This is a genomic window from Pseudoduganella sp. jia 12 (genome assembly GCF_055502675.1).
In genome coordinates, this window is record NZ_JBUXKP010000001.1 from 743128 (window position 1) to 755689 (window position 12562).

The 12562-nt window shown below is 63.8% G+C and carries 11 protein-coding genes and 1 pseudogene; 4 read left to right on the forward strand and 8 right to left on the reverse strand.

Features of this window, described 5'->3' with window-relative positions; all coding sequences use genetic code 11:
* Positions 1-20: 20 nt before the first annotated feature.
* Positions 21-2876: a 2-oxoglutarate dehydrogenase E1 component gene (locus ACY65G_RS03095; RefSeq protein WP_464995876.1), complete on the reverse strand. Its 2856-nt coding sequence runs from the start codon at positions 2874-2876 to the stop codon at positions 21-23.
* A 328-nt stretch (positions 2877-3204) separates the two neighbouring features.
* Here ACY65G_RS03095 and ACY65G_RS03100 point away from each other — a divergent pair, with 328 nt between their 5' ends.
* From ACY65G_RS03100 to ACY65G_RS03115, 4 genes and pseudogenes are all read left to right on the forward strand, one after another.
* The gene (locus tag ACY65G_RS03100; protein ID WP_464995877.1) at positions 3205-3588 is read left to right on the forward strand and encodes a BlaI/MecI/CopY family transcriptional regulator; all 384 of its coding nucleotides are present in this window, start codon (positions 3205-3207) and stop codon (positions 3586-3588) included.
* A 185-nt stretch (positions 3589-3773) separates the two neighbouring features.
* On the forward strand, positions 3774-5834 hold the full coding sequence (locus ACY65G_RS03105; RefSeq protein WP_464995878.1) for a putative bifunctional diguanylate cyclase/phosphodiesterase: 2061 nt from the start codon (positions 3774-3776) through the stop codon (positions 5832-5834).
* 267 nt (positions 5835-6101) lie between these two features.
* Positions 6102-6476, forward strand: a complete 375-nt coding sequence (locus tag ACY65G_RS03110) for a Dabb family protein (protein WP_464995879.1) — start codon at positions 6102-6104, stop codon at positions 6474-6476.
* A 24-nt stretch (positions 6477-6500) separates the two neighbouring features.
* Positions 6501-6884 (forward strand): annotated as a pseudogene (locus tag ACY65G_RS03115) (IS1595 family transposase); the annotation flags it as partial.
* A gap of 176 nt (positions 6885-7060) precedes the next feature.
* Here ACY65G_RS03115 and ACY65G_RS03120 read toward each other — a convergent pair.
* The 7 genes from ACY65G_RS03120 to sdhC form a co-directional block, all read right to left on the reverse strand.
* A complete protein-coding gene (locus ACY65G_RS03120; RefSeq protein ID WP_464995880.1) occupies positions 7061-7561 on the reverse strand; it encodes an NMCC_0638 family (lipo)protein in 501 nt (166 codons plus the stop codon).
* 127 nt (positions 7562-7688) lie between these two features.
* Positions 7689-8993 carry a citrate synthase gene (gene gltA / locus ACY65G_RS03125; protein WP_464995881.1) on the reverse strand — a complete coding sequence of 435 codons (1305 nt, stop codon included), beginning with the start codon at positions 8991-8993 and terminating at the stop codon, positions 7689-7691.
* Between the two features lie 41 nt (positions 8994-9034).
* On the reverse strand, positions 9035-9316 hold the full coding sequence (locus ACY65G_RS03130) for an FAD assembly factor SdhE (RefSeq protein WP_130188207.1): 282 nt from the start codon (positions 9314-9316) through the stop codon (positions 9035-9037).
* 33 nt (positions 9317-9349) lie between these two features.
* Positions 9350-10060 carry a succinate dehydrogenase iron-sulfur subunit gene (locus tag ACY65G_RS03135; protein ID WP_464995882.1) on the reverse strand — a complete coding sequence of 237 codons (711 nt, stop codon included), beginning with the start codon at positions 10058-10060 and terminating at the stop codon, positions 9350-9352.
* 11 nt (positions 10061-10071) lie between these two features.
* Positions 10072-11850, reverse strand: coding sequence for a succinate dehydrogenase flavoprotein subunit (sdhA, locus tag ACY65G_RS03140; RefSeq protein ID WP_464995883.1), 1779 nt, complete (start codon positions 11848-11850; stop codon positions 10072-10074).
* Positions 11851-11853: 3 nt separating this feature from the next.
* A complete protein-coding gene (gene sdhD / locus ACY65G_RS03145) occupies positions 11854-12216 on the reverse strand; it encodes a succinate dehydrogenase, hydrophobic membrane anchor protein (protein ID WP_130188206.1) in 363 nt (120 codons plus the stop codon).
* A 1-nt stretch (position 12217) separates the two neighbouring features.
* On the reverse strand, positions 12218-12562 hold a 345-nt coding region (gene sdhC / locus ACY65G_RS03150), incomplete at its 5' end, for a succinate dehydrogenase, cytochrome b556 subunit (protein ID WP_464995884.1).

The following is a 12562-nucleotide window of genomic DNA, read 5'->3' on the forward strand; positions in this document are numbered from 1 at the left end:
CCGCGCGGCGTGCCTTGCTGTTACTTGGTCAGGATGAAGCCCTTGAGCTTCGAGAACGCCGTTTCCAGCAGCTCTTTCTGCTGGGCGTAGTGCTTGTCGTAGTAACCGACAGCCGGCGATGCGGAAGCGGGACGGCCGGCATACGCCAGGCGCTGGCCCGCATCCATCGACTCGAAGATGTTGTGCTGGATCTGGAACCATGGACCCTGGTTCTGCGGCTCGTCCTGCGCCCACACCACTTCGGTCAGTGCCGGGAACTTCTTCAGTTCGGCGGCGAAGGCCTTGTGCGGGAACGGGTACAGCTGTTCGACACGGATGATGGCCGTGTCGGTCTGGCCGCGGGTCTTGCGGGCATTGGCCAGGTCGTAATACACCTTGCCGGAGCAGGCGATCACGCGCTTGACCTTCTTCGCATCGATCTTCTCGTCGATCTCGCCGATCACGGTCTGGAACGCACCCTTGGCCAGCTCGGACAGCGGCGAACCGGCATCCTTGTTGCGCAGCAGCGATTTCGGGGTCATCACGACCAGCGGCTTGCGGAACTGGCGCACCATCTGGCGGCGCAGCAGGTGGAAGATCTGCGCGGCGGTCGTCGGCTGCGCCACCTGCATGTTGTTCTCTGCGCACAGCTGCAGGAAACGTTCCGGACGGGCGGAGGAGTGCTCCGGGCCCTGGCCTTCGTAACCGTGCGGCAGCAGCATCACGAGGCCCGAAGCGCGGCCCCACTTCACTTCGCCGGAGCTGATGAACTGGTCGATCACCACCTGGGCGCCGTTGACGAAGTCGCCGAACTGGGCTTCCCAGATCGTCAGCGTATTCGGCTCGGCGGTCGAGTAACCGTATTCGAAGCCCAGCACCGCTTCTTCCGACAGCACGGAGTCGATGACGGTGAACGGTGCCTGGTTTTCGGACACGTTCTGCAGCGGCACGTACGTGCCCGCATCCCAGCGCTCGCGGTTCTGGTCGTGCAGCACGGCGTGGCGGTGCGTGAACGTGCCGCGGCCGGCATCCTGGCCGGTCAGGCGCACGGCATAGCCGGACGATACCAGCGACGCGTAGGCCAGGTGTTCGCCCATGCCCCAGTCCAGGTTCTGCTCGCCCTTGCCCATGTTGGCGCGGTCGCCGAGCACTTTTTCAACCAGCGAGTGCACCTTGAAGCCTTCCGGCACCGTGGTGATGCGGGTGGCCAGGCGCTTCAGTTCCGTCAGCGGCACGGCGGTATCGGCCGCGTCGGTCCACTTGCGGTTCAGGAACGGCAGCCAGTCGACGGCGAACTTGTTCTTGAAGTTCGAGATCACCGGGTCCACGGTGTGCTTGCCGGCGTCCATCGCGTCGCGGTAGGCGGCCACCATCGTATCGCCGCCGTCGGCCGGGATCACGCCCTGCGCTGCCAGCTTGTCGGCGTACAGGCGGCGGGTGCCCGGGTGTTGCGCGATCTTCTTGTACATCAGCGGCTGCGTCAGCGCCGGGGTGTCCTGCTCGTTGTGGCCCAGCTTGCGGAAGCAGATGATGTCGACAACGATATCCTTCTGGAACTGCGCGCGGTAGTCCAGCGCGATCTGCGAAGCCAGCACCACGGCTTCCGGATCGTCGGCGTTCACGTGCAGCACCGGTGCCTCGATCATCTTCACGACGTCGGAGCAGTAGATCGTCGAACGCGCGTCGCGCGGGTCCGAGGTGGTGAAGCCGATCTGGTTGTTGATCACGATGTGCACCGTGCCGCCCGTGCCGTAGCCGCGGGTCTGCGCCAGGTTCAGCGTTTCCATCACCACGCCCTGGCCGGCGAATGCCGCGTCGCCGTGCACCAGGATCGGCAGCACCTGCGCGCCCTGCGTGTCGCCGCGGCGGTCCATGCGCGCCTTGACGGAGCCTTCCACGACCGGGTTGACGATTTCCAGGTGCGACGGGTTGAATGCCAGCGACAGGTGGACCGGGCCGCCCGCGGTGGAGATGTCGGACGAGAAGCCCTGGTGGTATTTCACGTCGCCGGCCGGCAGGTCGTCGCCATGCTTGCCTTCGAATTCCTCGAACAGGTCCTTCGGTGCCTTGCCCAGGGTGTTGACCAGCACGTTCAGGCGGCCGCGGTGGGCCATGCCGATGACGATTTCCTGCACGCCCTTTTCGCCGGCGCGCTGGATGATCTCATCCATCGAGGCGATGAACGTTTCGCCGCCTTCCAGCGAGAAGCGTTTCTGGCCCACGTACTTGGTGTGCAGGTAGCGCTCGAGGCCTTCGGCGGCCGTCAGGCGTTCCAGGATGTGCTTTTTCTTTTCGGCCGTGAAGTTCGGCGTGGAGCGGATCGACTCCAGGCGTTCCTGCAGCCAGCGCTTTTCGGCCGGGTCGGAAATGTACATGAACTCCGCGCCGATCGAACGGGTGTACGTTTCGCGCAGGTAGTTCAGCAGGTCGCGCAGCGAGGCGGTCTCCGGGCCGAAGTACGTATTGCTGATGTTGAACACGGTATCCATGTCCGCATCGCTGAAACCGTAGGAGGTCGGATCCAGTTCCGGAATCGCCGGGCGCTCCTGGCGCTGCAGCGGGTCGAGGTTGGCCCAGCGAGAGCCCAGGTAGCGGTAGGCTGCGATCAGCTGGGTGGCGGCCACGCGCTTGCGGCCCATTTCGGCGTCGGCCGTCGCGGTCACGGTCCGGATCGGACCCGCTTTCGCGCGTTCGGCGAACGAGGCGATCACGGAGGAGTGATTGACGTCGGGTTTATTGGAGCCGTCGACGGCAGGCACGTGCTGCATGGCGTCGAAATAAGCGCGCCAGTTGTCGGGCACGGAACCGGGATTTTCCAGGTACGCTTCGTAGAGTTCCTCTACGTACGGCGCATTCCCACCAAACAGGTAGGAGTTGGACGTCTGTTGCTGCATCATTCTTGCTCACCTTTCTTCGCGCTTCGCGAGTATGGGGCGGGTTATACAAACCTTCCGCGACACGGCCTGACCGGTTAGCGGATCGCACATCAAGTTGTGGGGGAAGGACCTCTTTGGTTGCCCGAAAGACAATTTACTTCCGTGCTTCCAGAAATAGCCACTTAGGATAGCACGCTGCCTTGAGAAGCAACAACCACCATTGAGTTAATTGGACACTTCTTGCCACCAGCTTCGGACGCCGCACGCGGCCGGTGGACATCCCCTTCTAGATCATTTATTCTACTTCACACGTTTTCCACGAATTTGCCACGGGCACCCCACCATCACCATGACCAAGCCTTTGAAACCCACCGCGGCCGAACTCGAGATGCTCCGGGTGTTATATGGGGTCGGACCGTCCACCGCCAAGCAGGTGCACGCCGCCGCACTCGAAAGCCGGCCGGACCTGACGTATGCGAACGTGCTGCGCCTGCTCCAGGTCATGCATGGCAAGGGCCTCGTCAAGCGCGATGAAAGCGCCCGTGCCCACGTGTATGCACCCGCCCAGGAACAGGATTCGATGCAGACCAGCCTGCTGAAGGACCTCATCCACAAGGCATTCGCCGGGTCCGGCAAGGCCCTGGTGCTGGCCGCGCTGCGCGGCGGCCACGTGACCGAGCGCGAACGCGCCGAGATTTCCGCGCTGCTCGATGAAAAGCGACTGAATGAATGAAACTTCCGGATTGAAACTCTCGCTCGTCCATTGATTGCAACCGCGCGTCACTCTCGACTGATTTCAGCCACACTTCTTCCTACGCATCCGCAAGCTCCAGGAGCCAGGCTCGGCCACCGGCCACGAGCCAGAGCCGCGCCGGCATCCGCGCTTGCACCCGCATAACAACAACTTCAAGGAGTGACATGGTGGAAAGCGCGGCCGCCCTGGTCGGCAGTTTGCCGTTACGGGACGTAGTAGATCTGCTTGCGGGCACCTTCTATGTCCTGGACGAGTCCGGTTACTTCGTGTTGTGGAACCGGCAGCTGGAGCAGGTCACGGGCCTGTCCGCTGAACGGCTGCGCTCGGTGCACATGCTGGAACTGTTCGAGCCCGAAACGCGGTCACGCGTGTCGCGCGCGTTCTGCAACGTGTTCCAGAGCGACGAGCGGGTGCAGGTCGAAGCGCGGGTGCGCAACGCCGGCGGTGGCACCACGCCATTCCTGTTCGTCGGCTCGCGGCTGTCGATCGTCGGCGACGGCCGCTACCTGTGCGGCATGGGCGTCGACCTCACGCGGCACTACCAGCAGCGCGACAAGCTCGAGCTGTTCGAGCGCGCCCTGCTCGCCGCCAGCAACGGCATCGTCATCACCCGCCACGAGGGGCGCGACAACCCGATCGAATACGTGAACCCCGCTTTCGAGCGCATCAGTGGCTACTCGGCGCTGGAAGCGATCAACCATGATTCGCGCTTCATGGCCGCCCACGGCATGGACGACGAGCAGCGCGCCCACCTCGCCAGCGCCATCGCGGCGCACAGGGCCGCCACCGTGGTATTCCGCAACAAGCGCAAGAATGGCGAGCTGTTCTGGAACCACCTGTCGGTCACGCCCGTGCGCGACCAGGGCGGGCACGTCACGCACTTCATCGGCATCATCGAGGACATCACCGCGCTGAAGCAGCGCACCAGCCAGCTCGAGCACCTGGTCACACACGATCCCCTCACGGGCCTGGCGAACCGCCTGCTGCTGCGCGACCGGCTCGAACACGCGCTGCAGGCGGCCCAGCGGGCGGGCGACAAGGTGGCCGTGATCCTGATGGACTTGAACAAGTTCAAGGAAATCAACGACACGATGGGCCACTCGGCGGGCGACATGGTATTGAAACAGGTCGCGCAGCGCCTGCAGTCCGCGCTGCGCGAATCCGACACGGTGGCCCGCCTCGGCGGCGACGAGTTCGTGATGGTGCTGGCGGCGCAGCCGAACCTGCGCTACACGCTGAAGATGATCGAACGGCTCCGGCGCGCGATGGCGCCGGAGATGGACATCGACGCCAGGCTGCTGTCGGTGGGCGCCAGCATGGGCGTGGCCGTGTGGCCGGACGACGGCCGCACCGTCGGCGACCTGCTGCACGCGGCGGACATCGCCATGTACCAGGGCAAGCACGGCGGGCCGGACGCGGTACATTTCTATTCGCCCGACATGGCGGACAGCTCCGCCGCACGGCAGCGCATGGAAGTGGCGCTGCGCGAAGCGCTGCAACGCGACGACCTGTACCTGCTGTTCCAGCCGCACGTGGCCGTGGGTACCGGCGAAATCCTCGGCATCGAGGCGCTGCTGCGCTGGCGCCACCCCGAACGGGGCGAACTGTTGCCGGCCGATTTCCTGCCGGATGCGGAAGAAAGCGGCCTGATCGTGCCTCTCGGCCGGCGCGTGCTGGAAGACGTGTGCGCCACCCTGCGCCGGCTGGCGGACCTGGGCTTCCCCGATATCCCGATTTCCGTCAACGCGTCGAGCCGCGAATTCACGCAGCGCGACTACCTGCCCCACATCGCCCGGCGCGTGGCCCATCACGGTGTGAATCCCGCCCGCCTCACGCTGGAAATGCGCGAAGAACAATTGATGCACAATCCGGAACAGGCCACGCGGCTGGCCAACGGGCTGCAGGAACTGGGCATCCGCCTGTCCGTGGACGAATTCGGCGCCGGCATGAACAACCTCACCTGCCTGCGCCAGCTCCCCGTCAGCCAGCTGAAGATGACGCGCCAGCGCGTGCAGGAAATCAACGGCGTGGCGGGCAGCGGCGCGCTGGCGAAAACCATGCTCGACATCGGCAACAACCTGAACATCCGCGTGGTGGCCACCGGCGTCGAAACACGCGACCAGCACGACTTCCTTGCCGCCAACGGCTGCAGCAGCGTGCAGGGCAACTACATCAGCCAGCCGCTGACGCGGCCCGCGCTGGAGCAGTGGCTGGCCACGCATTGACCCGCGGCCGCGGCACTTGCCGGGGTCTGTCCTGGTAAGTGCCAGCCCGAGGGCTCGCGTGCGGCCGTTCCTGGGGACTGACAGGAATGTGTCCTTGCAAGGGCGCACCGCTCGGCAGCCCCCCTGCTTTGTCTCCAACCTTTGGGGAGCGAGGCCCGAATCGGGCCCCGAATCACGTCCGAATCACGTCCGAATCACGCCCGATCTGCGCGCGGGCCGGCCGCGGGACGGTGTACGATAGGCCGTCAATCACTCTACCGGACTGCCATGCTTGCCGAGATTCCTGAACTGGTCCTGCGTCACGTCGTGCTGTTTGCATTCAAGAACGATGCCCCGGCCGAAGCCGTCGATGCCGTCGTCACCGGCTTCGGGGAATTGCCCGGCGCGATCCCCGGCATCGTTGCGTACGAAACGGGAACGAACGTCAGCCCCGAAGGCCTGAACGACGGCTACACGCATTGCTTCACTCTTACGTTCGCCAGCGCCGAAGCCCGCGACGATTACCTGAACCACCCGGCCCACGTCCGCTTCGTCAACACACTCGGCGCCTGCCTGGAGCGCTCGCTCGTCATCGACTATTGGGCGCAGCAGCGGCCCGGGCCGGAAGAAGAACAGGCGCGCATCCTGGCGACCGTGTCGTGAGGGCATCCCTCCCCGGTTGAATCAACCGCGGACCGGCAAGGCCAGCCGGTCGAGTTCGTCACCGGCCGCGGCCCGGTCAGCGCCAGCCAGCTGTCCGAACACCTGAAGCCGGTGCTGGCGCCGGACATCCTGTTGATCAGCGATGCCGCCAGGGCTTATGCCACATTCGCCAGGCAGGCCCGCATCACGCACGAAGTGGTCAACGTCAAGGCGGGCATCCGAACGCGCGGCGCCATCCACATCCAGGGTGTCAATGCGTGGCACAGCCGCCTCAAGACGTGGCTACGGCGGTTCAACGGCGTGGCCAGCCGCTACCTGGGCAACTACACCGGCTGGCAGTGCGTGCTCGATACAGCGGCCTGGACGACACCGGCGCAGTGGCTGCGTGTTGCGGTAGCGTCTGGCTGATAGCGCCGGCGCTTTCGTGACAACGGCGCTTGCAAAAAGTTCCATGCCTCTACGCAATGCCCACTTTACGCGAACAGCGCCTAAATTATCGCCAACCCATTCTGGGCTAACTTAACGGCCTGCGACATTTTCCGGCCTGCTCCCGGATCGGCGATGGCGCCCCATCCGCCTGCCGGTCACTGCAACGTAATGGCCACGTTGAACGGTCCCGAGCCTTTGTAGGTACTGAATACCCAAGCCGCGAACGGCTTGCCGTCCTTGCTGATGCGGTACATCACCGTCGACTGGGTGCCCGTGCCGCCCACGTCTTCCGTAGTCACCGTGAACGGCGTGGAGGGCGGAGGCAGCCAGCTTTTCAGCTGCGCGCCCGTGGCTTCGGGATTGTCGCTCTTCGCAAATACCGTGCACAACCGCCTGCCCCGCTCCACCACGAGCGCCAGGTTGCGCGCGGCATAGACTTCGCCCTCGCCTCCTTTGCGCATCAAGCTCGCCTTGTGCTCCGGCGGCGCAACCTTGAATCCATGACCGAGGGCGGCGGTCCGCACCGCATCGGGATTGCCAAGCGTGCGCATGCAGGTCTCCACGAACGCCTTGACCGGCACATCGGGTGACTCGGCCGCCGCCGTGGTCATCGCGCCAAGCAGGACGGCCATTGCCGCCATCGGTTTCCGGTTCATGACGTTCCTTTGTTGATTCAAGATGCAAATATAACTGATGTATCGCAATGAACTGATCCCTAACCGGGACATGGAAAAAAAAAAGCGGGCCGAAGCCCGCTTTCCATTGCACCGTAACCGAAAACGATTACTTGCGATCCTTCAGCTTCGGCACGTCGCGCACCGTCGAGCCCACGAACAGCTGGCGCGGGCGGCCGATCTTCTGTTCCGGGTCGGCGATCATTTCGTTCCACTGGGCGATCCAGCCGATGGTACGGGCCATGGCGAAGATACCGGTGAACATCGAGACCGGAATACCCAGTGCCGACTGCACGATGCCCGAGTAGAAGTCGACGTTCGGGTACAGCTTGCGGGACACGAAGTACTCGTCGTTCAGCGCGATGTCTTCCAGTGCCATGGCCAGCTTGAACAGCGGGTCGTCCTGCAGGCCCAGTTCGTTCAGCACTTCGTGGCACGTTTCGCGCATCAGCGTGGCACGCGGGTCGAAGTTCTTGTACACGCGGTGACCGAAGCCCATCAGCTTCACGCCCGAGTTCTTGTCCTTGACCTTCTCGATGAAGGACGGGATGTTCTCGACCGAGCCGATTTCCTTCAGCATCGTCAGTGCCGCTTCGTTGGCGCCGCCGTGTGCCGGGCCCCACAGGCAGGCGATGCCGGCCGCGATACACGCGAACGGGTTGGCGCCCGACGAACCGGCCAGGCGGACGGTCGACGTGGAAGCGTTCTGCTCGTGGTCGGCGTGCAGGATCAGGATACGGTCCAGTGCGCGCACCAGCACGTCGTTCACCTTGTACTCTTCGCACGGGTTACCGAACATCATGCGCATGAAGTTGGCGCTGTACGACAGGTCGTTGCGCGGGTACATGAACGGCTGGCCCATCGAATACTTGTAGGCCATGGCGACCAGCGTCGGCATCTTGGCGATCAGGCGGATCGCGGAGATTTCGCGCTGCTTGGCATCGTTGATGTCCAGCGAGTCGTGGTAGAACGACGCCAGCGCGCCGACGGTACCGACCAGCACCGACATCGGGTGCGCGTCGCGGCGGAAGCCGCGGAAGAAGAATTGCATCTGCTCGTGCACCATCGTGTGCTTCGTCACGGTGTTCACGAACTCGGTCTTCTGCGCTTCGGTCGGCAGTTCGCCGTTCAGCAGCAGGTAGCAGCTTTCCATGAAGTCGGCGTTCACGGCCAGCTGTTCGATCGGGTAGCCGCGGTATTGCAGTTCGCCCTTGTCGCCGTCGATGTAGGTGATCGACGAGTTGCAGGCCGCCGTCGACATGAAGCCCGGATCGTAGGTGAACTTGCCGGTGGCGCCGTACAGCTTGCGGATGTCGATGACGTCCGGGCCGACGGTGCCCTTGTAGATCGGGAATTCGATTGGGGCGCTGCCGTCGGAGAACGACAAGGTGGCTTTGTTATCAGAAGTGTTCATGGCTCTTCCTTCCTGGATGAGGTGCGGCTATTGTAAAAAAATCAGGCGCGGCGCAGACGACCCAGCAGTGCATGCACATGCGGCAGATCGAGCTCACCTTCCGGCTCGCTGCGCGCCAGCACCAGATCCATCAGCGCATTGTCCGACAAGTCGAGAAGCCGCGTCAGCGCGTCCACTTCTTCGTCGGTCAATTCCGTCTCGTGCGCATCGAGAAAACGGGTCAGTATCAAGTCGTTTTCCAGCAGCCCCCGCCGGGAACGCCAGCGCAGGCGGGCACGGTTGGCGGGGTCTTCCTGATGCGAACGGTTGTCTTCAGTGTTCATTGGTTCAGTGATTCGTAACGTGGTTCGCGCGGATCAGATCGCGCGGCGGACCATCAGTTCCTTGATCTTGCCGATGGCCTTGTTCGGGTTCAGGCCCTTCGGACAGACGTCCACGCAGTTCATGATCGAGTGGCAGCGGAACAGGCGGTACGGGTCTTCCAGGTTGTCCAGGCGCTGGCCGGTGGCTTCGTCGCGCGAGTCGGCGATGAAGCGGTAGGCCTGCAGCAGGCCCGCCGGGCCCACGAACTTGTCCGGATTCCACCAGAACGACGGGCACGACGTGGAGCAGCACGCGCACAGGATGCATTCGTACAGGCCGTCCAGTTCCTCGCGCTCGGCCGGCGTCTGCAGGCGTTCCTTCTCGGGCGGGATCGACTCGTTGATCAGGAACGGCTTGATCGACTCATACTGCTTGAAGAACTGCGTCATGTCCACGATCAGGTCGCGGATCACCGGCAGGCCCGGCAACGGGCGCAGGATGATCGGTTCGGACAGTTCGTTCAGGTTCGTCGTGCACGCCAGGCGGTTCTTGCCGTTGACGTTCATCGCGTCCGACCCGCACACGCCTTCGCGGCACGAGCGGCGCAGCGCCAGCGAATCGTCCACGTCGGACTTGATGCGCTGCAGCGCGTCCAGCAGCATCTTGTCGGTGTCCTTCAGCTCGACCGTCAGGTCCTGCATGTAGGGCTTGGCATCCTTGTCCGGATCGTAGCGGTAGATCTTGAATTTGAGAGTACGTGCCATGTTTTGCTACCTTAGAAAGTGCGTGCTTTGGGCTTGAAGGTTTCCACCGTCAGCGGCTTGGTGACGACCGGCTTGTACTCCAGGCGGCAGCCTTCGGAGAACCACAGCGTGTGCTTCATCCAGTTTTCGTCGTCGCGGTTCGGGAAATCGCTGTGCGCGTGCGCGCCGCGCGATTCCTTGCGGGCCACCGCGGAGGTGATCGTGGCCTTGGCCGTCTCGATCAGGTTGTCCAGCTCCAGCGCTTCGACGCGGGCGGTATTGAACACCTTCGACTTGTCCTTGAACGACACGTGCTTGCGGCGCTCGTCGAGCTTCATGATCTCGTCGAAGCCCGCTTTCAGCAGCTCGTCGGTACGGAACACGCCGCAGTATTTCTGCATCGTGGCGCGGATGTCGTTGGCCACGCCCTGCACCTTTTCGGAACCGGTCGAGGTTTCCAGGCGGTTCAGGCGGTCCATCGCGAAGTCCGATGCGTCCTTCGGCAGATCCTTGTGTTCCTTCGCCTTCAGGTTCGAGGCGACGACATGGTTGCCGGCCGCGCGGCCGAACACCACCAGGTCGAGCAGCGAGTTCGTGCCCAGGCGGTTCGCGCCGTGCACCGACACGCAGGCGCATTCGCCGATCGCGTACAGGCCGCCCACGATCTTCTGCGAGCCGTCGGCCGACGGTGCCACGACCTGGCCATGGATATTGGTCGGGATGCCGCCCATCTGGTAGTGGATCGTCGGCACGACCGGGATCGGTTCCTTCGTCGCATCCACGTTGGCGAACTTGTGGCCGATTTCCAGGATCGACGGCAGGCGCTTCTCGATCGTCTCCTTGCCGATGTGGCGCAGGTCGAGCAGCACGTGGTCCTTGTTCGGGCCCACGCCGCGGCCTTCCTTGATTTCCTGGTCCATCGAGCGCGACACGAAGTCGCGCGGCGCCAGGTCCTTCAAGGTCGGCGCATAGCGCTCCATGAAACGCTCGCCCTGCGAGTTGATCAGGATGCCGCCTTCGCCGCGCACGCCTTCGGTGATCAGGACGCCCGCGCCGGCCACGCCGGTCGGGTGGAACTGCCAGAACTCCATGTCCTGCAGCGGCAGGCCGGCGCGTGCCGCCATGCCCATGCCGTCGCCGGTGTTGATGAACGCGTTGGTCGATGCGGCGAAGATACGGCCGGCACCACCGGTGGCGAAGATCGTCGTCTTCGCCTGCAGGATCATCACGTCGCCCGTTTCCATTTCCAGCGCGACCACGCCGATCACGTCGCCTTCGCTATCGCGGATCAGGTCCAGCGCCATCCATTCGACGAAGAAGTGGGTGCGCGCGCGGACATTGCGTTGATAAAGCGTGTGCAGCAGCGCGTGGCCGGTACGGTCGGCCGCGGCGCAGGCGCGCTGCACGGCCTTCTCGCCGAAGTTCGCGGTATGGCCGCCGAACGGGCGCTGGTAGATCGTGCCGTCGGGGTTGCGGTCGAACGGCATGCCGAAGTGTTCGAGTTCATACACGACCTTCGGGGCTTCGCGGCACATGAATTCGATCGCGTCCTGGTCGCCCAGGTAGTCGCCGCCCTTGACGGTGTCGAACATGTGCCAGAACCAGTTGTCCTCGGCCATGTTGCCCAGCGAAGCACCGATGCCGCCCTGTGCGGCCACCGTGTGCGAACGGGTGGGGAAGACTTTCGACAGCACGGCCACGTTCAGGCCGGCTTCTGCCAGTTGCAGGGAGGCGCGCATGCCGGAACCGCCGGCGCCGACGATCACCGCGTCGAAGCGGCGTACCGGGATGGAAGATTTGATTGCTGCCACGATTTACACACTCCAGAGGATCTGCACCGACCACACGGCGCACGCGATCAGCCACATGGCCGACGCGGTTTGAATGAGGAAGCGAACGCCCACGTTCTTGATGTAGTCCTGGTAGACGGACACGACGCCGACCCAGGCGTGGTAGAACAGGCCGATCAGCGTGGCCAGGGTGAACAGCTTGAACCATGTCTGGGCGAACAGGCCGGCCCAGCCCTCGTAGGAGAAGTTATTGCCGGTCAGGAAAGCGCCCAGCAGCACGACGGTGTATACCACCATCACGATGGCGGTGGCGCGCTGCGCGAGGAACTCGCCCAGGCCGTAGTGGGCGCCGACGACGAGGCGCTTCGGTCCGATATTGTTTTTCATCTCAGAACACTCCGAACAGTTTCAGGGCGACCAGGAACGTCACGACCAGGCTGATGGCCAGCACGGCGACCGACGTCTTGCGGGCGGAATCCTTGTCCAGGCCCACGTGGGTATCCATCACCAGGTGGCGGATGCCGGCGCAGAAGTGGTGCATGTAGCCCCACACCATGGCCAGGATGACCAGCTTCGTGAACGGATGCTGGGCGATGCCCTGGAAGTGCGCGAAGGAGATCTCGGAACGGATGCTTTCCTGCAGCAGGTACAGGATGAACGGCAGCAGCACGAACAGCAGCATGCCGCTGATGCGGTGCAGGATCGACACGATGGCCGACAACGGCATGCGGTA

Excerpts from the sequence above, each read along its gene's own strand:
- ACY65G_RS03105 (WP_464995878.1), top strand. The coding sequence starts at position 3,774 with ATGGTGGAAAGCGCGGCCGCCCTGGTCGGCAGTTTGCCGTTACGGGAC.
- ACY65G_RS03120 (WP_464995880.1), bottom strand. The coding sequence starts at position 7,561 with ATGAACCGGAAACCGATGGCGGCAATGGCCGTCCTGCTTGGCGCGATG.
- ACY65G_RS03135 (WP_464995882.1), bottom strand. The coding sequence starts at position 10,060 with ATGGCACGTACTCTCAAATTCAAGATCTACCGCTACGATCCGGACAAG.
- ACY65G_RS03130 (WP_130188207.1), bottom strand. The coding sequence starts at position 9,316 with ATGAACACTGAAGACAACCGTTCGCATCAGGAAGACCCCGCCAACCGT.
- ACY65G_RS03110 (WP_464995879.1), top strand. The coding sequence starts at position 6,102 with ATGCTTGCCGAGATTCCTGAACTGGTCCTGCGTCACGTCGTGCTGTTT.
- gltA (WP_464995881.1), bottom strand. The coding sequence starts at position 8,993 with ATGAACACTTCTGATAACAAAGCCACCTTGTCGTTCTCCGACGGCAGC.
- ACY65G_RS03095 (WP_464995876.1), bottom strand. The coding sequence starts at position 2,876 with ATGATGCAGCAACAGACGTCCAACTCCTACCTGTTTGGTGGGAATGCG.
- sdhD (WP_130188206.1), bottom strand. The coding sequence starts at position 12,216 with ATGAAAAACAATATCGGACCGAAGCGCCTCGTCGTCGGCGCCCACTAC.
- ACY65G_RS03100 (WP_464995877.1), top strand. The coding sequence starts at position 3,205 with ATGACCAAGCCTTTGAAACCCACCGCGGCCGAACTCGAGATGCTCCGG.